This is a genomic window from Salinispora tropica CNB-440, from assembly GCF_000016425.1.
Lineage (GTDB): Bacteria > Actinomycetota > Actinomycetes > Mycobacteriales > Micromonosporaceae > Micromonospora > Micromonospora tropica.
Genome location: NC_009380.1, coordinates 2,394,711 through 2,416,929, shown reverse-complemented (window position 1 = coordinate 2,416,929; position 22,219 = coordinate 2,394,711). Strand labels below are relative to the sequence as shown.

General features: G+C 70.3%; 20 protein-coding genes. 5 read left to right on the top strand and 15 right to left on the bottom strand.

Annotation, left to right across the window (positions count from 1 at the left end; genetic code table 11):
* Positions 1-5: 5 nt before the first annotated feature.
* The 7 genes from STROP_RS10745 to STROP_RS10720 form a co-directional block, all read right to left on the bottom strand.
* Complete coding sequence (locus STROP_RS10745; protein ID WP_011906016.1) at positions 6-2,090, bottom strand: sulfatase-like hydrolase/transferase; 2,085 nt, start codon at positions 2,088-2,090, stop codon at positions 6-8.
* Complete coding sequence (locus STROP_RS10740; protein WP_026275668.1) at positions 2,083-3,495, bottom strand: class I SAM-dependent methyltransferase; 1,413 nt, start codon at positions 3,493-3,495, stop codon at positions 2,083-2,085. The genes STROP_RS10745 and STROP_RS10740 overlap by 8 nt, the downstream gene beginning before the upstream one ends.
* Positions 3,496-3,500: 5 nt before the next feature.
* Entirely contained in the window at positions 3,501-3,650 is a 150-nt protein-coding gene (locus tag STROP_RS25150) for a hypothetical protein (protein ID WP_162872430.1), read from the bottom strand.
* A 163-nt stretch (positions 3,651-3,813) separates the two neighbouring features.
* Positions 3,814-5,046: a bifunctional glycosyltransferase family 2/GtrA family protein gene (locus tag STROP_RS10735; RefSeq protein ID WP_011906014.1), complete on the bottom strand. Its 1,233-nt coding sequence runs from the start codon at positions 5,044-5,046 to the stop codon at positions 3,814-3,816.
* Positions 5,043-7,202 (bottom strand): glycosyltransferase family 39 protein, encoded by a 2,160-nt coding sequence (locus STROP_RS10730; protein WP_011906013.1) that lies wholly within the window; start codon positions 7,200-7,202, stop codon positions 5,043-5,045. Before STROP_RS10730 ends, STROP_RS10735 begins: the two co-directional genes overlap by 4 nt.
* 45 nt (positions 7,203-7,247) lie before the next feature.
* Positions 7,248-8,681 carry a sensor histidine kinase gene (locus STROP_RS10725; protein WP_026274893.1) on the bottom strand — a complete coding sequence of 478 codons (1,434 nt, stop codon included), beginning with the start codon at positions 8,679-8,681 and terminating at the stop codon, positions 7,248-7,250.
* Between the two features lie 22 nt (positions 8,682-8,703).
* Positions 8,704-9,450 (bottom strand): response regulator transcription factor, encoded by a 747-nt coding sequence (locus STROP_RS10720; RefSeq protein ID WP_026275667.1) that lies wholly within the window; start codon positions 9,448-9,450, stop codon positions 8,704-8,706.
* 204 nt (positions 9,451-9,654) lie between these two features.
* Here STROP_RS10720 and STROP_RS10715 point away from each other — a divergent pair, with 204 nt between their 5' ends.
* Complete coding sequence (locus tag STROP_RS10715) at positions 9,655-10,083, top strand: OsmC family protein (protein WP_011906010.1); 429 nt, start codon at positions 9,655-9,657, stop codon at positions 10,081-10,083.
* A gap of 306 nt (positions 10,084-10,389) precedes the next feature.
* The gene (locus STROP_RS10710) at positions 10,390-11,277 is read left to right on the top strand and encodes a hypothetical protein (protein ID WP_011906009.1); all 888 of its coding nucleotides are present in this window, start codon (positions 10,390-10,392) and stop codon (positions 11,275-11,277) included.
* A 32-nt stretch (positions 11,278-11,309) separates the two neighbouring features.
* On the opposite strand, the gene STROP_RS10705 is transcribed toward STROP_RS10710, so the two are convergent.
* Together STROP_RS10705 and STROP_RS10700 are read right to left on the bottom strand one after the other, a co-directional pair.
* Positions 11,310-11,780, bottom strand: a complete 471-nt coding sequence (locus STROP_RS10705) for a hypothetical protein (RefSeq protein WP_011906008.1) — start codon at positions 11,778-11,780, stop codon at positions 11,310-11,312.
* Positions 11,781-11,904: 124 nt separating this feature from the next.
* Positions 11,905-12,210 carry a hypothetical protein gene (locus STROP_RS10700; RefSeq protein ID WP_026274891.1) on the bottom strand — a complete coding sequence of 102 codons (306 nt, stop codon included), beginning with the start codon at positions 12,208-12,210 and terminating at the stop codon, positions 11,905-11,907.
* A gap of 272 nt (positions 12,211-12,482) precedes the next feature.
* Between STROP_RS10700 and STROP_RS10695 the strand changes: the two genes are divergently transcribed.
* Entirely contained in the window at positions 12,483-13,460 is a 978-nt protein-coding gene (locus STROP_RS10695) for a DUF2267 domain-containing protein (RefSeq protein WP_011906006.1), read from the top strand.
* A 59-nt stretch (positions 13,461-13,519) separates the two neighbouring features.
* On the opposite strand, the gene STROP_RS10690 is transcribed toward STROP_RS10695, so the two are convergent.
* A complete protein-coding gene (locus STROP_RS10690) occupies positions 13,520-14,821 on the bottom strand; it encodes an NAD(P)/FAD-dependent oxidoreductase (RefSeq protein ID WP_011906005.1) in 1,302 nt (433 codons plus the stop codon).
* A gap of 238 nt (positions 14,822-15,059) precedes the next feature.
* Positions 15,060-16,100, bottom strand: coding sequence for a TerC/Alx family metal homeostasis membrane protein (locus tag STROP_RS10685; protein ID WP_011906004.1), 1,041 nt, complete (start codon positions 16,098-16,100; stop codon positions 15,060-15,062).
* Between the two features lie 234 nt (positions 16,101-16,334).
* On the opposite strand from STROP_RS10685, the gene STROP_RS10680 reads away from it, so the two are divergent.
* Entirely contained in the window at positions 16,335-17,501 is a 1,167-nt protein-coding gene (locus STROP_RS10680) for a CaiB/BaiF CoA transferase family protein (RefSeq protein WP_011906003.1), read from the top strand.
* A gap of 30 nt (positions 17,502-17,531) precedes the next feature.
* On the opposite strand, the gene STROP_RS10675 is transcribed toward STROP_RS10680, so the two are convergent.
* From STROP_RS10675 to STROP_RS25145, 4 genes are all read right to left on the bottom strand, one after another.
* Positions 17,532-17,942, bottom strand: coding sequence for a DUF2267 domain-containing protein (locus STROP_RS10675; protein WP_026274890.1), 411 nt, complete (start codon positions 17,940-17,942; stop codon positions 17,532-17,534).
* 383 nt (positions 17,943-18,325) lie between these two features.
* The gene (locus tag STROP_RS10670; RefSeq protein ID WP_011906001.1) at positions 18,326-18,976 is read right to left on the bottom strand and encodes a hypothetical protein; all 651 of its coding nucleotides are present in this window, start codon (positions 18,974-18,976) and stop codon (positions 18,326-18,328) included.
* A gap of 119 nt (positions 18,977-19,095) precedes the next feature.
* Positions 19,096-20,313 carry a glycosyltransferase family 4 protein gene (locus STROP_RS10665; RefSeq protein WP_011906000.1) on the bottom strand — a complete coding sequence of 406 codons (1,218 nt, stop codon included), beginning with the start codon at positions 20,311-20,313 and terminating at the stop codon, positions 19,096-19,098.
* Positions 20,310-20,483 (bottom strand): hypothetical protein, encoded by a 174-nt coding sequence (locus STROP_RS25145; protein ID WP_018830078.1) that lies wholly within the window; start codon positions 20,481-20,483, stop codon positions 20,310-20,312. Before STROP_RS25145 ends, STROP_RS10665 begins: the two co-directional genes overlap by 4 nt.
* Before the next feature lie 297 nt (positions 20,484-20,780).
* Between STROP_RS25145 and nhaA the strand changes: the two genes are divergently transcribed.
* Positions 20,781-22,091 carry a Na+/H+ antiporter NhaA gene (gene nhaA / locus STROP_RS10660; RefSeq protein WP_011905999.1) on the top strand — a complete coding sequence of 437 codons (1,311 nt, stop codon included), beginning with the start codon at positions 20,781-20,783 and terminating at the stop codon, positions 22,089-22,091.
* Positions 22,092-22,219 lie beyond the last annotated feature (128 nt).

Here is a 22,219-nt window from a genome sequence, read left to right as displayed (position 1 = left end):
TGGGGTCAGGAGAGCGCGAGCCGGGTCAGCGTGCCGTCGGCGGCGACGAGGAAGAGACCGAGCTGGTTCGTTCCCGACCGAAAGAGCTGGTCATCGCTGATCAGGGCGGCGAACCGACGCCCGCCCTCGTCCCGGCCAACCACCGGAACCACGACGGCGACCCGGCCGTTGATGGCCACCGCCAGCGGGGTGCCGTCAGGGATCTCGTCGGGCAGGTCACCCCAGACCAGCGCGGGCAGCATGCCCTGGTCCGGGTCCACCTCCCGGAAGGCAGCCAGGTTCTCGACACGGGCCACCCCCGCCGTCGGCTGATCCGGCACCGTGGTGCCGATCAGCGGGTGCGGCGCGGCGGGCGGCACCGGGGTGGGTACGCCACCGCCGATCGGGGTCGGCTGGGCGGGCCGGTCATAGAAGACCTTGTCCGCCTGCGCCCGGGGCGCTTCCCGCGCCGACCGGCCGTCCACCGCCCAGGGCAGCCGGATCGCCGCCTCGTCGGCGAGGGTGGGCAGCAGGTCAACGTGCTGCCAGTTCCGGTCATCGAGCCGACCGGTGCGCTGCCCCGGGTACTTGACAAACAACGGCACCCAGGCCACCTCGTCGGCGGCGACCTCGATCGCACCCATCCCCCGCCCCTGTGCCCCCTTGGTGAAGCTCACCCCGTGGTCGGCGGTGACCACCAGCAGGGCGTCGTCGTAGAGCCCGGTCGCGCGCAGCGTACGCAGGGTCTCGCCGATCAGCCGGTCGGTGTAGCCGAGCTGGGCCAGATGCCGCTGGCGGGCCAACTCCACCCAGCCCTCCCCCTCGTTCGGGAAGTCCTCTGGCGCCTCATAGCGCACTCCCGAGGGCAGGTACGCCCATGGCGAATGCGGCATCAGCAGGTGCAGGAAGTGCAGGGTGGGCCGGTCCGACGGCCGAAGTCCGGCGAGGAAGCTACTGAACCGGGCCGGCTGGTTGTCGTTCAGCCGGTCCCAGCGAAACTTCGGATCCTCCGGGATCGGCTCGGCGGCGTCGATGCCGGCCTCAGCGGCGGTCTGCTCCCGGTAGGAGTCCGCCGGGTCAACCCGACTCTCCGTTGGCGCCGACATCCGGGCCAGCAGCTTCGCACTCTCCCGGACCAGTACCCCCATCCCCTGTTCCCGGCCCACCGGTGTCTCACAGCGGCTGGGTGGGCAGAGGCGGGTGATGCTCTCCTCGGCGCGAATGTCGTACAGGCCACCGAACGCGGTGAACAGGTTGTCCGGATGCTGCGAGTAGTGGGGAGCCGCCCCGGTGGCCGGATAGCGGCCGGTCAACATCGCCGGCAGCGCGTACGGTGTCCAACCGCTGACCCCGGTCGCGTTGCGGTACCACGTCGAGCCGGCGGCCAGCTCCGCGAAGTGCGGGAACCGGTCCGCGTCAACCTGCCCGTCCGGGTCGAGCAGCGAGAGCAGGGGCAGTTCGTCGAGGACCAGCACGACCACCGGGGGATGGCCACCGGCGCCGGCGAGCCCGACGGCACCGCCGTCGCCGCGCGGCAACACCACCGTCGAGGTGGGCGAGACGAGCAGGAATAGCGCGACGAAGACCGCGGGCCCAAGCGCCGCGACCCGCAGCACGCGGGCCGGGGCACGCCACCGCCGGTACGCCACCGTCGCGGCCACCGCGACGACAGCCGCCAGCACCAGCAGCGGTACGCCCCGCAACGGTGTCGTGTGCCGTCCGATCTGTACGGCCAGCGCGGTAAGCAGGAGACCCACGAGCAGCGTGTGGGTCACCTCCCGAGCGGTACGGCCGGCCAGCCGCGACGTCGCCGCGATCGTTCCGACCGCGACGGTCGGCACGATCGCGACCAGCACGACCAGCTGCACGATCTCGCCGCGGCTGGCGTGGTGGAAAAGGAAGAAGTCCGGACTCCGGCCGAGCACATCCAACAACGGCTGAGTAACCGCGAGCCCGAGCAGAGCGGAGAGCTCCAGCAGCCGACGACCCTCCGCTCTCCAGCCACGCCGCGGCGCGCCGTCCGGATCCCTCGCTGCGCCAGCACGTCGATCAGAGGCGCCGTCAACGCCCTCGGTGTGGTCCGATGTGGGCACGGCGCCCAGGTCAGCCACTCAGGACCACCCGGTACAACGTCCGACTACCCGACGGCAGGTGGAGGCGTTCCTCGAGGTGGCCGTGGGCAGCGAGCAGTCGCTCGAACTCGTCCCGGCGGTAACGGGGGAACATGTTCTCGGGCTTGTTGGCCAACAGCCGACGGGCCATCGGATCCTCCGGGTGCACGAACTCCACCACCAGCCGGGTGCCCGGCCGACCGAAACCGGCCAGCCACCCGACCACCTCCGGCAACGGGACGTTACGCCCCACCGCGAGGTGGTGGACCACCGCAAGGGCGAGCACGACATCAGCCCGCGCCCGATCGCCGAAGGAGGCCCGCTCGACCCCCCGCCAGCCGCCGCCGGGCGACGGGTCGGCCAGATCCATCACCAGCGGCAGGATCCGCTGCTCCCCCTCGGTCCGCAGCTCCCGATAGAACCGGTCAACCACCCCGGGGTCCTGTTCGACGGCGACAACGTGCTCGGCATGACGCGCGGCCAAACGGGCGTACCGGCCGTCGTTGGCCCCGAGGTCGAGGGCCAGCCGGATCGGGGGCCCGGCGGTCAACGAAGCGGCGACGAAGCGCTCCTTGGCGGCCCGGTCCTCGGCCGTGTAGCCACAGGTGCGCTGGTAGTCGATCCAGTGGCTGGCGGGCGACGGCCGGTCCAGCCGGCGGACCAGGCGTTGCAGACCGCGTACCGTGGCGACGGCGAGGTCACGGGAGTAGCCGGCGTCGCGCAGCTGGCTGCGGACCTCGGCGGTGCTGGATCGGGCGTTGCGGCGCTGCATCGCGTCGTGCAGGTGGACGTGGGTGAGCACGCCGGGGCGGAACCGGCGACGGCCGGTGAACAGACGGCGAATCTGGTCCGCCTCGACGCCGTCGACCTGGGCCCGCAGCAGCGGCTGAAAGTCCAGCCCCAGGTGGGCGCCGAGGAGGAGCGGGTAGAGCAGGGTCTGACAGAACTGGCGGTAGCCGGCCCAGGGTTCGCCGTCCCGGACCGGGGTGAACGAGCCGATGTCGATGAAGACCGGCTCCACGCCGCGCCACTGCAGGTTGTATGCCGAGCCGTCCTTGGTGGTGAAGCCCCCCTCCAGGGCCGCCTGGAGGATGTCCAGGTGCAGCAGGGCGGCATCACGCAGCATGGCGTGGGACCATTCGTACGGGTGGGAGACGAATGGGATGCGTTCGTGCCGGAGCACCACGGCCCAACCCGGCGGCGCCGGGCTGGTCTCGACGGTGTCGCAGACCTTACCTTCGGCGAGCAGCGCCGCGAAGAAGTCACTGCGGGCGAGGGCCCGCCACTCGGCGGCAGCCCGCTCGTCCAACCCACGCAGCACGTCGTCGCCGCGGTGGAAGACCCGGTTCGCGGGGTCCCGGAAGGACGCCGGCTCAGCCCGCAGGTCGGGATACGCAGATGTCATGCCGGTCAGTGCCGGTCGGTGGGCTGCTTGCGGAACCGGTCCACCAAGCGTCGCCAGTAGAGCTTGCCGGCCACCGCGACACCAGCTATCCCGCCAACCACCGCCTGCACGATCAGGCTGCCCGATCCCGCGTCCAGGTAGGCCAGATGATCCACCGGCCACTCCTTCCGATCTCGACCCTCGGCACACCGAACCGGCCCACCGGGGAGGGTTTGTCCAATACGCTCGGGATGTATTCGGACACAGTACGCGCATGTTGGCCGCAATGCGGGTGATAACCACACCATTGTTCCCATCGGTGACGTTCCGACCTCCTGATCACCCGCCCCGTCGGTGGTGCATGGCGTAGCGGAGTAGCACGAACCGCAACACCGTGGCGGCCAGGTTCGCCGCAACCAGCACCACCAGCTCCACCACCCGCGCCGGAGCCACCACCACGGCGTGCAGCAGCGCGAGCGAGCCGCTGGTCAGCGCAAGACCAAGCCCGAAGGCCACCAGGCCTTGCAGGTGGTGGCGACCGGCGTGCCGCCGGCCGGTGACCCCGAAGGTCAGTCGCCGGTTCGCCGCCGTGTTGGCAACCGCGGTGATCAGCAGCGCCAGCAGGTTTGCTGGCTGGGCGCCGAGGACCCCCCGGACGGAGACGTACAACAGCAGGTAGGCCACCGTACTGGCCACCCCGACCACGGCGAACCGGGCCAGCTGTCGCGGCAGCCCCGCCGGCACCCGGGCCGGCGGCGGCACCAGTGGGGCGCGTCCGACCTGCTCGCGCAGTTGCCGCAGCGGCAGCGAGCCGGTCACCAGAGCCCGCCCGAGGCGGCCGATGCCACGCAGGTCGGCCAGGGCGGTGGCCAGCACGTCCACCCGACTGTCCGGATCATCCACCCAGTCCACCGGTACCTCGTGGATCCGCAGGCCGGCCCGCTGGGCGAGCACCAACAACTCGGTGTCGAAGAACCACCCGGTGTCTCGCACCAGCGGCAGTAGCCGGGCCGCCACGTCTGCTCGGATCGCCTTGAAGCCGCACTGGGCGTCGGAGAACCGAGCGGCGAGGGCACCCCGTAACAACAGGTTGTACCCCCGCGAAATCACCTCCCGCTTCGCGCCCCGGACCACCCGCGAGGCACGAGCAAGCCGAGTGCCGATGGCCAGGTCCGAGTGGCCGGAGATGAGCGGCGCGACCAGTGGTAGCAACGCTGCCAGATCGGTGGACAAGTCCACGTCCATATAGACGAGCACCGGGGCAGGTGAGGCCGACCAGGCGGCCCGCAGTGCCCGCCCACGCCCTTTGGCCTCCAGATGCAGCACCTCGACGCCGGCCAGGTCGGTGGCGAGTGAGCGGGCCACGTCCAGCGTGCCGTCGACGCTGGCGTTGTCCGCGATCGTGATCCGGAACGGGTACGGGACGTGCTCGCGTAGATGCGTGTGCAGCCGCCGCACGCACGGTCCGAGGTCGGTCTCCTCGTTGTAGACGGGAATCACCACGTCCAGGACGGGTGCCTGACCGGCAGACGGGCTCCACCCGGCAGCCCGGGCCTCCGTAGTGTCGATCATGCGTTGGCCCCCCCGTTGCTCAGGTCATAGATCGTGACTCCGTCCACGGTTCGCGCCTCGAACGTCTGCGCCACCCAGGCGGCGATCTCGGAGGAGGCGGAGCTGCCACCGTTGGCACCCCGGAAGCCACCTCCACCGATGAACCAGTGGATCCTTCCGTCAGCGACATAGCGCTGGAACTCGGCGACGGTCGGGGAGGGGTCGGTGCCGTTGAACCCGCCCACGGGCATCACCGGATCACCGGTGGCCAGCTGGTAGCCGGCGGCGTTGTTCGCACCCACCGTGGCCGCCACCCAGGTGTACCTGTCGCTGTCGAGCTCGAGTAGCTCGCGCAGTTGCGCACTGGGAACGCGGGCACCCAACAGCCCGCCGTCGCCGCGCCCGCCGTCGCCGACCGGCTGGCCGAGCTGACCCGACCCACCCGGCTGACCCGACCCACCCGGCTGACCCGACCCACCCGGCTGACCCGACCCACCCTGCTGGCGGCCGTCGGCCGCCGTGCCGGGTTGCCGATCCGGCCTCTGCGGCAACTGCCCGGCACCGGGAGGCTGACCGCCACCGGGGGCGCCGGGCCCGTCCCCGGCGCCACCAGACCTGGTGCCGACATCGCCAGCCAACGCCGGGCCCGCGGTGGGAACCCCACCGTTGTGCGCCGTAGCGGAGGCGTGCACCGAGTACGCCACCGGCCCGGCGAGGGCCGCCGCGGCGCCCAGCGCGACACCCGCCGCCCCAACTGACCGGGGTAGCCGAGGAGAAAGCACCAGCAACGCCGCCGCCACGATGCCACCCACCAAGATCGTGGTACGCAACCACGGATACCAGTCAGGGCTACGGCCCAGCAGGAGCCAGGACCATCCCACGGTGACAGCCAGCGTCCCGGCCAGAACCGCGGTGGCGGCGTACGGCAGCCGACGCCAGACAGCGCCGCGCGGAGCGGCTCGCACCCGCCACAGCAGCGTGACACCGATCCCGACCAGGGCACCAACCGCCGGTGCCAGGGCCACGGTGTAGTACTCGTGGAAGATCCCGGACATGAAACTGAAGATCGCGCCGGTAACCAGCAGCCAGCCGCCCCAGAGCAGCAGCCCGGCGCGGGTCCGGTCGGTACGCGGAGCCCGGCCGGCCATCAGCAGGCCGACCACAAGGAGAATCAGCGCGGCTGGCAACAGCCAGGCGATCTGCCCGCCGACCCGGTCGTCGAACATGCGCAGCAGTCCGGTCCCGTCACCGAACCTCCCTCCACCGGACTGCCCCACGCTGCCCACCTCGCGGCCGGTGATGCGGCCGAGACCGTTGTAGCCAAGGGTCAACTCGAGGACACTGTTGGTCTGCGAGCCGCCGACGTACGGGCGAGCGCTGGCAGGGACCAATTCGACGATGGCCACCCACCACCCCGCCGACAGCACGACCGCGAGGCCGGCCAGCAGGGTCTGACGAATCCGCCGGCCGAGCCCGGTCGGCGCGGCCAGCAGGTAGACGCCGGCGAGCACTGGTACCACCAGGAACGCCTGCAGCATCTTCGTGAGGAAGCCGAGCCCGACCAGCACCCCGGCGAGTACGAGCCAACGGGTGGCAGCCGTCTCGATCGCTCGTACGGTGGCGTAGGCGGCGCCGACCAGAAGCAGCACCAACAGCGCGTCCGGGTTGTTGAACCGGAACATCAGCGTGGCCACCGGCGTGACGGCGAGGACCGCGCCGGCGATCAACCCTGCTGCCGGGCCATACCAGCGCCGTACCGTGGCATAGAGCACCGCGACCGCGGCCACCCCGCACAGCGCCTGCGGCAGCAGCACCGCCCAGCTGTTCAGGCCGAACAGCCGCACCGAGAGCGCCATCAGCCACAGCGCGGCGGGTGTCTTGTCAACGGTGATGGAGTTGGCGGCATCCGACGAGCCGTAGAAGAGGGCGGTCCAGTTCTCTGCGCCGGCCTGCGCCGCCGCCGAGTAGTAGGCGTTCGCCCAACCGGAGACGTCGAGCCCCCACAGGTAGAGCCAAGCGGTGGCGAGCAGGAGCCCACCGAGGCAGAGGCGGGCCCAACGGGCCGACCGACGCGGCGTGGAGGTCGGCTCTGCCTCCGACTCTGCCGGCGACGTCGAAGTGACGCTCGTCGCCGGGGCGGCCGCCTGGGGCCCGTAGGTTGTCTCGGTTCTGTCCATGGTGGGAAGCCTGGCCGGCAGGGCTGCACGGCCCCCATGGGTCCGCTATGTCTCCGCTGTGGAATTCGGCAGCCGTACGGTGAACACGGTACGACCGGGCCGGCTGCGCACCGACACCGTGCCGTGGTGGGCGTCCACCACCGCGGCGACGATGGCGAGCCCCAGCCCGGTGCTGCCCTGCGACCGCGACCGCGAGCTGTCCGCCCGCGCGAAGCGCTCGAAGACCTCTGGTTGCAGCTCAACCGGGATGCCCGGGCCGTCGTCGGCGACCCGGAGCACCGCGGCGTCGGACTCGACAGCGAGGTTGGTGGTGACGGTGGTACCGGCGGGGGTGTGCACCCGGGCGTTGGTCAGAAGGTTGGCCACCACCTGGTGCAGCCGGGCCGCGTCACCGGGCACGGCGATCTGCTGCTCGGGCAGATCGAGTTGCCAACGGTGCTCGGGCCCGGCCACGTGCGCATCACTGACCGCGTCCACGACCAGCGCGGAGAGGTCCACCGGCGCGACGGCGAGCGGGCGACCCGAGTCGAGCCGGGCGAGGAGCAGCAGATCCTCCACCAGGCCGGTCATCCGGGTGCTCTCGGACTCGACGCGGCGCAGGGCGTGCGCCACGTCGGGCGGTACCTGGTTCCGGCCTCGCCGGGCCACCTCCGCGTATCCTCGGATCGCCGCCAGCGGGGTACGCAGCTCGTGACTCGCGTCGGCGACGAACTGACGTACCCGCGTCTCGCTGGCCTGCCGCGCAGCGAGCGCGGCGGCGACGTGCCCGAGCATCCGGTTGAGCGCGGAACCAACCTGGCCCACCTCGGTCCGGGTGTCGGTATCAGCGCCCGGCACCCGCACCGGCAGCGTCACCTCACCCCGGTCCAACGGGAGCTCGCTGACCCGGGTGGCGGTGGCGGCGACCCGCCGTAGCGGGCGCAGAGTGCGCCGGACCAGGAGCGCGCCGGTCGCACCAGCGACGACGAGCCCGGCGCCGGCGACACCGGCCTGCGCGACGACCAGTCGCATCACCGTTTCCTGCACCTCGGTGAGGGGCAGGGCGAACGCGGTCACCTCGCCGTCACGCCACTGCCGGGCGATGGCGCGGTACTCCCCCAGATCACCCAGGTCCACGGTGTGCGGGCCGGTATTGGGCACCAGGCTGCCCAGCGCCGCCACCTTCTCGGGTGCGATCCTCTCCCCGCCCTCCCGGGCCTCGTTCTGGACTCGGGCCTTGACCACCTGGCCGTCGCGCAGCTGCGCGACGACTGAGCCCACTTCCATGCCACGCGAGACTTGCAGGTCGTCTTGGGTGGGACGAGGCGGAGGCGGGACGAAGCTGCGGGGTCCTGCGTCAAGCCTGAGCTGCCGGTCGATCCGATCGGTCAGGAAGTCCCGCAAGGCGACGGTGGTGATGCCGCCGATGCCCAGACTGACCACAGCCAGCAGGGTAACCAGGATGACCACCAGCCGGGTCCAGAGCGACCAACCGGCCAGCCACCGCCGCCAACTCACAAGGTCACTCGGCGGGCTTGAGAACGTAGCCCGCCCCGCGCAGAGTGTGGATCATCGGGGCGCGGCCGACGTCGATTTTCTTGCGCAGGTAGGAGATGTACAGCTCGACCACGTTGGCCTGACCCCCGAAGTCGTAGTTCCAGACCCGGTCCAGGATCTGTGCCTTGCTGAGCACCCGGCGTGGGTTGCGCATGAGATAGCGCAGCAACTCGAACTCGGTGGCGGTAAGGTTGATCAACTGACCGTCCCGACTCACCTCGTGGCTGTCCTCGTCGAGGGAAAGGTCACCGACGGTGAGAACCGCCTCCTGCCGGGCGGTGACCGCGAAGCCGGAGCGGCGCAGCAGCGCCCGCAGGCGGGCGATCACCTCCTCCAGGCTGAACGGCTTGGTCACATAGTCATCGCCGCCGACGGTCAACCCGGCGACCCGGTCCTCGACCGCGTCCCGTGCGGTCAGAAAGAGCACCGGCACGGTCGGAGCCACCTCGCGCAGGCGACGCAGCACCGCGAAGCCGTCCAGGTCGGGCAGCATCACGTCGAGCACCACCGCGTCCGGCTGGAATTGGCGGGCCGCGCTCAACGCCGCCATCCCGTTGCCGGCCGTACGCACCTGCCAACCCTCGTAGCGCAGGGCCATCGACAGCAGGTCGGCCAGAGTGGATTCGTCGTCGACGACCAGAACACGCACGGGCTGGCCATCGGGACGGCGGAGGTCGACCCGGGCCGGTGCCACCTGCTCGTTGGTCATCATGGTCCTCATCATGGATGCCCCCGCTGTGGGGCGGTTGTGCGGTTCCTGTGCCCCCGCTGTGCAGGCTACTCGGACGTTCCCGGAAGGCCGAACCGAAACGACGGTCGAGCTGGCCTGGCCGCTGCTATCTGCTTCTTCCGGACCAGAACACGGTTTCGCCGGCCGAACGCCGGGTAGCCCGGGGCGAGTGACGGGAGGAACGCGATGTCGCAGCACAGCTCCTGGCTGAACGAGACGGCCACCGCGACGGCGGAGGGCGGGCACGTCCGAACCGAGGATGGTGGGCTTTCCACCGCCCTGGCATCCCCACTGGCTCCGCACTGCACCGGGCTGAGCCCGTCGCAGTTGCTCGCCGCCGCCTTCGCCTCATGCCTACATCACGCCGCGGTGGAGGCGGCCGGCGAGATCACTGACGAGGCACACACGGTCCAGGTACGGGCCGAGGCGAAGCTCGGCCGCGACGACGACGGCCGCTACCGCGCCGACGTGAGCGCCTCCATCTCGTCGGCCGGACTGACCCGCCAACAACTGGCTGACCTGGTGGAGCACGCTGACCGACTCTGGCCCTTCTCCACCGAGGATGCGAGCCGGCATCACCTGACGGTGGCGCTGACCGACAACGGCCGACACTGAGACAGCTCACGGCGAGCCAGACACCGTCACAGATCATCACACCGACCGACCCCATGAATAGCCGCTCACATGATGGGTGGTCAGCCGTTCGGAGGAAGAGCCCGTACTCAGACTCACCCCTCGGCAAGATCGGAAACTTGCGGCTTTTCGCGCTTACTTGCAATCCCATTTACGAAATAAGAGACAGCCGAGGTTTGAGAGGTTTCCCGAGACCTCATCCACCCCATCCGAACTTTGCCACAAATAGTGACGCACCCCACTAATCGGACCGATGGCAGTGGGCGATCCGCTTTCTAGCCTCGGCGGATGCACCCCGACGACACCTTCAACCAGAAGACGAACCCGCACGGCCCGGCCACCGGGTCCACCGACGAGACCTCCACCGAACGGACGACCTCACCCCTCCGCGCCCCCAACCGCGGGCTACGCGCACTACTGGCGTCGACCCCGGCTCGAGTAGCTCTCGCCACCGGTCTCACCTGCTGCCTCGGCGCGGCTGCCTACGCCGGGACACGGCAGACTGCCGAACAACCGGAGCAGGCCCCGGCCGCCGAGGCGGCAGCGGAACGCGTAGACGCCGCCGAACGCGCCTCACGTTCCTTCCTCCGGCATGACACCACTCCCACCTCGACGAGCCCGAGTCCGACCGAAACCGCCAGCCCAACCGAAACCGCCAGCCCAACCGAAACCGCCAGCCCCGCCGAATCCGCCAGCCCAGCCGAGACGGAGCAGGAGCCCACATCCAGCCAACCGGCACCGCCCCAACCGGTCGCCGGGCTGACCCAGACCCAGATGGACAACGCAAAGACTATTGTCGATGTTGGGACCGACATGAACATCCCGCATCGCGGTTTGGTCGTTGCCATCGCCACCGCCATGCAGGAGAGCACTCTGCTCAACTACGCCAACGCCGGCGTGCCGGAATCACAGAACTACCCGCACGAGGCAGTCGGCTGGGACCACGACTCGGTCGGCCTGTTCCAGCAACGCTCGAGCACCGGCTGGGGCAGCATCGCCGAGTTGATGACTCCGACCTACGCCGCCGAGGCGTTCTACCAGGCGCTTCTTCAGGTCCCGGGCTGGCAGGGAATGAGCGTCGCCTGGGCAGCCCAGTCGGTCCAGGTCTCGGCCTTCCCCGATGCCTACGCCCAGCACGAGACTCGGGCGACCACCATCGTCAGCGCACTGGTGTGACGGTCCCGTCCCCCTCGGTGGGCCACGGGTCCTCAGCGAACGGCTCGGCTCGGCCCCACGGCGGAGGCGGCGGTCGGCGTGTCGGCCGGCACCGTCTCCGCCAGGCCGCCGAGGATCTCGTCGGCCCGGGCCGCCCGGCACTGTCGGGCGTGTAGCGCCGCCTCAAGCTCCCGGCGGGCCTGCACCGCCTCGGTGTAGACCTGCTCGCGCACCCGTCGGGCCTCCTCCCGGGCAGAGTCGAGTTCCAGTCGCGCCCGTAGGAGTAGCTCGGCTGCCTCCCGACCGGCAGCGTCGGCGGGTCGCCGAACCAGATCGCCGAGGTCGAGCCGCTGGAGCAACCCACAGAGGCCCGCCGCCTCCTCGCGAATCTCGTCCCACTCCCGCTCGGCTCCCGCGGCGCCCTCCGCACGTGCCGCCAACCGGGTCAACCGGACCCCGAGCTCGTTCAGGCAGGAATCTACCTGCAAACGATCATAACCGACATCTACGATGGAGAACCTCATACTGTCGCCCCCAGACAGCTGGTACGTCTACCCCCACCATCGATCCTCGGTGCCCGGCGACCGCCGCCGAGGACATTCGGGAAAAATATTCAACATTCGAACGAACCAGCCAGTTCCGATACTTCTACACCGCCCGCAGATCGGGGCCGGTGACCCGCCCCGGCACCACCGTCGCTGGTTCGGCGTCTGCCGGCGCTCCCGAATCCGGGGTCTGGAAGAGGTAGCGGAGAAACTCCCCGCCGGCCTCGTTGTCGTCCGCACCGGGCCACTGCCCGACGCAGTCCACTCCGATCACCTCCCGGCCGGTGCCGTCGGTCTCCTCAAGCAGGACCCACAGGCTGACCGGGTAGCAACGGGTGTCGCCAGGTGCCAGACGCCAACGCGCGTACCAGCCGGGTCGGGCGGGGATGATCTCGACGATCCGCTTCATCACGACCTTCCCTTCCGCATACCTCGGAAGTCCACCGGTCCACTGCGATCGTCCGGCTCAACCGGGTGAGCGATCATCACCCTGGCCGGATGAGGATTGCTCCGGCGACGCCGTCGAACCCGGCCGGCCACGGTGGCCACCACCAGCGCGAACCAGCACCGCCGCGGGCCAACCCCGCGACGAGGGCAGCCGCGGGCCGGGCCCTGTTTTCTGCTTGACAGCGGTGGGAAGGCAGACGACGACAGCCGGAACCGCAGTGGAGGAGTTGTCACATGCGCAAGCAGATGGAGGGCGACAACCAGCGCCGCCGGGCGCTGGCCCGACAGGCTCGGAGCCAGGGGCAGCGGCCCAGCGAGACCGGGGCCAGCCTGGGCGCCACCAAGCAGCTGACCAGCCTTGACCAACGGCGGCGCAACGGACCTGCGCCAGCGGGCCGCCACAAACCGACCAGTACCAGCGGTGGCCCCGCCCCGCCTCCGGTCGGTACTCCGGAAAGTTCACGGCCCATTCCGGATGACGGCCGCACCGACACCACCACGATCAGCTACCAGGATCTGGTGACCGATGTTGGCCGGCGGTCCGGGGTCGACTTCCCCACCGCGAAGGTGGGCGTGACGGCGACAGTGCTGACCCTGGCCCGCGCGCTGGGGGCGACCGAACGCGGCCGGCTACTCGCGGCCGTACCGACCCGGCTACACGACATCACCCCGGTGGATGGTGTCGAGGACCACTCCGACCTACCCGGCTTCCTCGCCGAGGTAGGCCGGCTCAGCGGCCGCACCCCGGAGCAGGCCCGTTACCAGGCGGCAGCCACCCTCACCGCGCTGGCCGACCGGGACGGCGGCCTGGTCGAGTCGCTGCACGTCCCGGAGGGGCTGCAGGACCTCCTCGCCCCGCCCGAGCCCGGCGGAGGCGTGATCGGAGCGACGGCCGCAACCCCGCCGCTCGACGAGGTGCAGCTGCGCGAGGTACTCACCGGCCTCCCGTACTGGTCCGGGGACCGGCACGGGCTGTCCCGGACAGTCGCGCTGCCCGCCGAGAACCTCGGACGCGTACTCGACCGGCTCGACCAGCTCCGACGACAGACCGGACGCGGGCCGTCGATTGGTCAGCCCGACCGCACCACCGCGGTGTTGACGGTGGCGACCTCCCGGCCCCGACGGGCTCCCGAGGTAACCGGACCGGACGTTGACCTGGCCCACGCCGTGGACGACGCGATCGACGAGGTGGGCGCCGGGATGGCTGGCTAGCCCAGAGCCCGGCGGCGGGAGGGGCCATCCACAATCCGGGGTGGCGGGCCCCTCCCTCCTCACCCCATGTGGGCGGGTACCTCGGGGGAGCTGCTCTCCAACGGAACCGAGTTGGCCGGCACCAGGCCCAGCTGGACCGCCGGACGGGGCAACGTCGCGTCCAGCAGCCAGTCGGCGCCCACCCGGGCCCGATTGCCGGGTAGGTTGAGCAGGTGGTATCCCCGGGTGACCACCTTGGCGGGCAGCCCGGCCAGCGGCACCTTGAGTGGATTAGCCGCCGCGTCCAGACCACCCAGATCGACCACCCAGCCCAGTTCATGGTGCTTGTATGGCTTGCGGGTGCCCTGCCCGTACGAGGCGGCGATGTTGTGGGCAACCAGTTTGCCCTGCCGCTGGGCGTGCTGCGCGGTCATCGCGCAGACCTGCCCGGGCTGGGTCAGGTCGGGAACGGCCGCAGCGTCACCGCAGGCGAACACCTCGGGAAAGCCTGGGACGTTGAGGTACTCATCGGTCACCAGGCGGCCCTTCTCGGTCCGCAGGCCGAGTTGCGCGACGAGCGGATCGGGACGGACCCCGACACACCAGAAGAGAGAGCAGGTCGGGATGAACTCCCCATCGGTGAGCTTGACCCCGTCGGCGGTCGCGACCGCCACCGAGGTTCCCATCCGCACATCAATCCCACGCTCTTCCAGGACCCGATGGGCGGTGTCGGACATCCGCCGGTCCAGCTCGGGTAGCACCCTCGGCGCCACGTCAAGCAGCATCCACCGGGGCCGGAGCTTCAGCCGAGACCGTTGCCCGACGAGCCGGTCGGTGAACAGCTGCCCGTGGGCGGCCACCTCGGTGCCGGTGTAGCCGGCTCCCACCACCACGAAGGTGGCCCGCGCCCGTTGCTCAGCCGGGTCGGTGGCTTGTTCTGCCAGCTCAATCTGTCGGACCACGTGGTCATGTAGGTAGAGCGCCTCCGGCAGGCCGCGAAAGCCGTGGGCGTACTCGGTCACCCCGGGGATCGGCAGCAGCTTGTTGACGCTACCGACGGCGAGTACGAGCCGGTCGTACGCGATGCGGTTCCGTTCCCCTTCCGGCTGGGTGAAACTGACCCAGCGGTTCCGCAGGTCAACATGGTCGGCTTCGCCGACCACAAGACGGACGCCGTCGAGTGTCCCCGCCAGCGGCACCGAAAGCCGGGTCGGCTCGACGACACCGGCGGCGACCTCTGGCAGCAGCGGCAGATACAGGAAGTAGTCGGTCGTGTTCAGCAGCACGATCTCGGCCTGGTCCCGGGCCAACCGGCCGAGCGTCTTTGCCGCGTGGTACCCGGCGAAACCGGCCCCTACGATCACCACACGAGGTTTCGTCATTCCCCCGCCGTTCCCGGGTCGAGGCCGGACAAACCTCTCGGTGTGTGCTTTGCAGCGCCACCGGCCCGACGCCGCGCGGAACCGCAGCGGCGCCGCGGTCGCCGCACAGCGCAGGTGAACGTCCTCGGTCAGGTGCGGCCCCGGTATACCGGGCTGGCTGGCTCCATCCAGCACGCCGGCCCGGCACACTCCGGGGACCACGGGCTACCCGCCGGTCCCGCGCGTGGGACGGAGGATCCTAACGGGGGGTCCCGTCGCCCCCGGAGGCGTTGACGATCGGCCCCTGCCCGCCGCCGTCCGACCTGCTGGTACGGGTCGCGTACAGGCTGGTGACGGTGACCACCACGAGGACCCCGACGATCACTGCGAGTGACGCCATAGTCGGAATCTCCGGCACCCCCTTCCAGACCCCGTGCGCCCAGTGCAGGCCCAGCTTCACTCCGATGAACGCGAGGATGACCGCGAGTCCGTAGTTGAGGTGAACCAGCCGACTGAGCGCGGCGTGCAGGACGAAGTAGAGCGCCCGCAACCCGAGCAGCGCGAAGGCGTTGGTGGCGAAGACCAGGTACGGATCCTCGGTGATGCCGTACACGGCGGGCACCGAGTCGACGGCGAAGACCACGTCGGTGGCGAGTACCGCGACGACCACCAGGGCCAGTGGGGTAAGCGTCCGCCGGCCGTCCAGGCGTACGACCATCTTCGTACCCTGGTAGTCCTGTGTCACTGGCATGAACTTGCGCAGGAGCCGCACCGCGCGCATCCCGTTGATGTCGACCTCCTGCTCGTGGCCGGAGATCGCGTCGCGCAGCAACTTTGCCGCGGTAGCGAGCAGGATGAGGGCGAAGAGCAGGAAGGCGAAGTCGAGAGTCTGCAGGGCAGCCGCGCCAAGTGCGATGAACACGGCGCGCAGCACCAGGGCACCGGTGATCCCGAACAGTAGGACCCGCTGGGCCAGCACCGAGGGTACCGCGAACGCGGCCAGGAGAAGCATGAAGACAAAGAGGTTGTCTACCGAGAGGGACTTCTCCACCAGGTAGCCGGTCAGGTACTCGACGCCCTGCTGGGAGCCGTAACGGGACCAGAGCCAGGCGCCGAAGGCCAGCGGCAGCGCGATGTAGAACGCCGACCAGGCCAGCGCCTCCCGAATCGATACCTCGTGCGGCCGCCGGGTGACCAGAAAGTCGAGTACCAGCAGCACGACGATTCCGGCGATGGTGATGCCCCACAGCGTCGGGGTACCGACCGACTGCAGCGCGACAGAAAGGTGCAATTCGGTCATGAAGCCTCCTCGAACACGATGCCATGCTCGAGGTCTCCTTCACCCACTTTCGTAGGCAACCATCCGAGGCAGGCTCCGGGCCCGCCGTACTGACCGGATTGGCTCGTGGGAAGTACTCCCCTCGTCGCGAACCAGGTTAGGCCAGTCCGGTCCGGGTCGCCACGCGGCACCCCGGTCCCCACCAGCGCACCCAGCCCCCTACCACGCCGGCCCATCGGCGCTTATCGTGGCCCGATGACCGACAACGTACCGGCCGGTCCCCTGGCCGATGTGCGGGTGATCGAGCTGGCCGGGATCGGGCCGGGGCCATTCGCCGCGATGATGCTGGCCGACCTCGGCGCCGAGGTGATCCGGGTGGATCGGGCGGCCGACGTGGACCCGACCGCTTTCGGCGGCCCCCACCCCGATCTCCTGAACCGGGGACGGCGATCAATTGGTGTAGACCTGAAGTCACCCCCCGGCCGCGACGTGGCACTCGCTCTGACCGCCGGCGCCGATGTGCTGATCGAGGGCTTTCGGCCCGGCGTGACCGAGCGACTCGGCCTCGGCCCGGCGGATTGCCACGCGGTCAACCCACACCTCGTGTACGGGCGGATGACCGGCTGGGGGCAGCACGGTCCCAGCGCACCGGAGGCGGGGCACGACATCGCCTACCTGGCCTTGACCGGAGCGCTGCACGGTATAGGACGGGCCGGCGAGCGTCCGGTGCCGCCGCTGAACCTGCTCGGCGACTTCGGTGGCGGCGGGATGCTTCTAGCTCTCGGCCTGGTCAGCGCCCTGTACGCGGTGCGCGGCGGCGCCGCCGGCCAGGTGGTGGACGCCGCGATCGTGGACGGTGTCTCGGTGCTCAGCACTCAGATCCACGCCCTGCGCCACCTCGGCAGGTGGCGGGACCCACGCGGGGTAAACCTGCTCGACGGGGGCGCACCGTTCTACGACAGCTACGAGTGTGCCGACGGAAAGCATCTCGCGGTGGGCGCGCTGGAGCCCCGCTTCTACGACGAACTGGTCCGGCGCACCGGCTTTCCGCTGCCGGGAGACACCGCTCTGGACCGTACCGACCCGGAGAACTGGCCGGCGCTGCGGGAGGCGTGGGCACGGCTGTTCCGGACCCGGACCCGAGACGAGTGGGCGACACTGTTCACCGGCTCGGACGCCTGCGTGGCCCCGGTTCTGGACTGGACGGAGGCGCCGGTACACCCGCACCTGGCGGCGCGGGAGACGTTCGTGGAGCACCACGGGGTGACCCAACCAGCGCCCGCACCACGCTTCTCCGGCACGCCGACGGCCCTGCACCGTCCACCGCCGCACCCCGGCGAACACACCGACGAGCTACTGGCCGAGGCGGGCTTCGGAGCAGACCGTATCGCCGACCTGCACGCTGCGGGCGCCGTCGCCTAGCCACCGAACGAGTACGGAGAACGCGGCGGATCAGGGCCGACGCAACGCCGCACCCGGTGCCAGCGCCGGCTCCACCAGTTCCCGGTAGTCGCGGGGTAGCTGCACCGCCACGTCGTCAAACTCGCCACCGCTGATCGCCTCCCGCAGCGTGGTGAAGACCGCTCGGACGGCACCATGCGCAGTCGCTTCGTCGACGTGGGCACGGTCGGTCACCCGAGTGACGAACTCCGTCGCCCCGAGCCGCTGCGCTGCCTCGTTGTCGGGCCCCGGCTTCAGCACTCCCTGCAGCTCCGCCGGCAGCTGTACGGCCAGGTCCAGCACCTCCCCACCCGTCAGCCGCTCGGCGAGTGTCTCCAGGACCGCCCGGGTCAACTCCACCGCCTGCGCGGCAGGGGTGTCCGTCCGCTGTGCGATCTGATCGACAAAGGTGTCATAGTCCATGCTGTCCCCTTCGGTCCGACCGACCGGATACCCACCCTGCGAGGTACGGAAACTGCCGGAGAAGCTTTCCCGGCTGAAAGGGCTTTCCGGGTCGAACCGGTGGGGCGGGCCGGGCGCCCCGGGCCACGAACCGCGGCCAGGGGCGCCAAACGCGGACCTGTACCGACGAGAGGAATCCACACCCGAACCGGGTCACGACCGCCGGCAGTCAGCTGCCCGCCCGAACCGGGCGAGCATCAATCGCCCGACCACCATACGATAGGGACTCTGCCGATGCGCAACTTTGGCAAAAATGTGGGCGGACCCACGAAGTGCCCACGCGCTGTTCCACAAGCTGCCTCAAGGCCCTGACCAAAGGCTTTCCACTCACGGCGTTGGCAAGCCTAGCCGACCACCTCCGGGTATCGCTGCTCCAGGTCCACCCTTGCGAGCGCGCCCACCAGCCAGGCCAACCGCTCGGACCGGCCGCTACCCGCCAGCCCGGCCAGGTCGTCGGCGGAACGACCGAGGCCCAGCCGGCGGGCCGCGGCCAGCGCCCGCCGGTCGGCGACCGGCGGCACCTCAGCCCACAGTGCCTGCACCTCGCGGAGAAACAGGACGACCGCTGTGTCGTCCACCCCGGGCAACTCGGCAAGCAGGGCGCGTTCCCGGTCGGCATCGCGGTGGGCAACCACGCGCAACCGCCGAAGGTCACCTCGGTATCGGTCGACAACCGCCTGCGCCAGTTCCCCGAGCGTGCCGGCGGTCTGCTCTGCTGCTGCGCGTAGGCCGCAGTCTCGCAGCAGCCCGATCCGTGCTGCGGGCGCGGAGCGGGCCAACCGCGCGGCACTGTCCCAACCATAGGCTGGCAGGGCACGAGCCGCCTCGATAGCTCGCCAAGCATCCCCGCGGCGGGACAACAACACGGCGAGGCAGAGCAACTGGAAAAGGCTCGACGGATTGTTGGTGGTCCGGAAGCCGTACTGTTCAGCAAAGCCGCGGCCGTCCCCGGCGAGCCGGCGGACCAGGCGTTTCTTGTCCTCGATGGTCGGCATGGGCGGCGACTACCCGCCTCGACCCGCGCCACTCCTGGATGCCCGGCGTCCGCGGCCACAACCCCCACCCGGCTCGCCAGCTCCCCGGCCGGCCGCACCACGGGTGGCGCGCGTTGCCCTCATCGTCGGCGTCCGCTGGCGGCCTCGTCCAGCAGGCATTCGATCCGTTCCACTCCGGCCGGCATCGACATCTGCCGCAGGTACGCCTCCCGGCCCCGCCGGCCCATCTCGGCACGGGCGGCCGGAGGGATGGTGGCGGCCAACCAGAACCGGTCGGCAAGGGTCTCCCACTCCTCCGGCGGACACGACAGTCCGGCGCGAGCACTCTCCACCACCTCGGCGGTGTCGCCGCCGGCCGAGGCGATGACCGGCGCCCCGCACGACAGGGCGGTAGGCAGCTTGCCGGGCAGGGTGCTGCGTAGTTCGGGCAGGTCCCGGAGCATGACCAACTGGTAGTCGGCAGCCGCGTACAGCTCCGGCATGTCCAACGGCGAGCGCCGTTCGACGAACCGCACGTTGTCGGCGCCCAGCTCGGCGGCGAGCCCCCGCACCCGCCGCTCCTGCTCACCCGACCCGACCAGCACCAGCTCCATCCTGTGGTCGAGCGCTGCCGCCGCCCGCACCGCCGTATCCAGCCCCTGCCGGGCACCGATGGTGCCGGCGTACATGACCACGCAGCGGCCGTCGCGCCGGACTAGTTGACCAGCGGCCGGGCTCGGCGGAGCCGGCTGGAAGATCCGCTCGTCGGTCCAGTTGAGCACCACCTCGACGCGGCCCGGGTCGGCTCCCTCGGTCACCACAACGTCCCGCAGCGAGGGCGCCGCCACCACGATCCGGTCGGCGTGGCGGTAGGTAGCGGCCATCGCACCGGCAAGCCGGGCGGCCCACCGATCACCCCCGCCGGCCGCCGGCTTCGGACCAGCCCACACGTCCTGAACGTGCACGACGGCCGGCACCCGACGAAGCGCCCGAAGCAGGCGGGCCGCGGCGAAGGCGGTGGCCGGCGGCTGATGAACGTAGAGCGCGTCGACACCGGCGAAGAACCGCCGGCCGACCAGCGACACACTGCCCGCGAAGGAGAGGTGACCGGCCATCCGGCCGCGCTCGGAGCCACTGCGGCCGACGTAGCGGGGCACCCGCCGCACGGTCAGCCGCTCGCTGCGGGTCTGGTGGCGCCAACGCTGCCGCCAGCCCGGGTAGACGTACCCACCCGGATAGTCGGGAAATCCGGTCAGCACCCGGACTTCGTGGCCGCGGCGGGCCAGTTCCTCCGCGAGGCTGCCCGGGATGAATGCCGGTTCCGGTGGGAAGTGATACGCCAGGATCCCGATCTTCATCGTTGCTCCCCCGTTGCCAGCAGGGCGGCCTCGTTGCGCCACTGGCCGCTGTCCACGTACGAGTCCGCCCTGGCCTTCGACCCGAACGGTTCGCTCCGGTGCTCGCCGGCCATCCGAGGACGCAGGTAGGCGCGCTGGAGTACCGGGCGAAGCCGGCGACAGCGGTCCATCAGGCACTCCGCCACGTCGAGCGGAACTCCCCGAATAAACTCACAAAAACTCCTAAGCTCAACTTATACCGTGAAACCATTACAGCGCCTCATACGTCAAATATCCGAGGTTTTGCCATTCGATCGATAAACCCGACACATCTCCTCCACCGGGGAAACGGCGCGACGGGGCCAAGGTCACGTCGTCTCCGCTCGCCGTCCCGTCACCCACCTGGATAGGGTGGTGATCGGTGTGCCGGGAAGCCTGGTCGGCGAACGTTTCCTGCTGCTCCGACACCGCTTGGATGGACCGCGCGTATGACCGACCGCACCCCGCCCCCGGGCCGCGCCCGCCGCCTCTTCTCGCGTACCTCCTGGCCGGAGGCCCGCTTCCTGGCTGACGTGCTGCGGACCGAGACCTTCGGCGGCGGCCTGCTGCTGCTCGGCGCGGTGATCGCGCTGGTCTGGGCGAACTCGCCCTGGGGGGGCTCGTACTCCGCTCTGGCGTCGTGGGTGCCCTGGCCTGGCGGGTCCGACCTGCACCTGGATCTGGACCTCGCCACATGGGCGGCCGACGGCCTGCTAGCGATCTTCTTCTTCGTGGTCGGGCTCGAGCTCAAACGCGAATTCGTCGCCGGTGACCTCCGTGACCCACGGCGTGCCGCCCTGCCGGTCATCGCGGCGATCGGCGGTATGATCGTTCCGGCCCTGATCTACGTCGGTGTCAACCTCTCCGCTGGTGGCGAGAACCTGCGGGGCTGGGCCATCCCGACCGCCACCGACATCGCCTTCGCACTCGCCGTGCTGGCGGTCATCGGATCCCACCTGCCGCAGGGACTCCGCGCCTTCCTGCTCACCCTCGCCGTCGTGGACGACCTCCTCGCGATCACGGTCATCGCCATCTTCTACACCGGCGACTTCAAACTCACGCCGCTGCTGCTCGCGCTGCTGCCGATCGCACTCTTCGGCCTGCTCGTACAGCGCCGCAAGACCTGGTGGTGGGCGTTGATCCCACTGGCCGTGGTGGCCTGGACGCTGGTGCACGAGTCCGGCGTACACGCGACGGTGGCCGGCGTCCTGCTCGGCTTCACGGTGCCGGTCCTGCGTGGCCGGGAGGGTGACCGGCACGGGCTCGCCGAGCACCTCGAACACCGCTGGCGGCCGGTCTCCGCCGGCTTCGCCGTCCCCGTCTTCGCCTTCTTCGCCGCCGGAGTCTCCCTACGCGGTGCCGACCTCGGCGCCGTGATCACCGACCCGATCGTCGTCGGCATCGTCGCCGGCCTGGTGCTCGGCAAGGTGCTCGGCATTTTTGGCTCGACCTTCCTGCTGGCCCGGTTCACCCGCGCCGAGCTGGACCGGGACATCACCTGGACCGATCTACTCGGTGTCTCCCTGTTGGCCGGCATCGGTTTCACCGTGTCGCTGCTGATCGGTGAACTCGCCTTCGAAGGCGGTGCCGCCGACGACAACGTCAAGGCTGCCGTACTCACCGGATCGCTGATCGCGGCGCTGCTCGCCTCCATCGTGCTGATCCGTCGCAACAAGGCCTACCGACGCATCGCCGTCAAGGAGCGCGTGGACAGCAACCGCGACGGGGTGCCCGACGTCTTCCAGCACCGCGACGGCTGACCAGGCCGACAGGAGCGCCGGCGGACGCCAACCAGCGTCCGCCGGCAACGCAACTGCCGTCGCGGCACCGGGCGAACCGAACGCATGCGTTCGCGCCCGGTGCCGGCTCCTGGCGCACCTACCGGAAG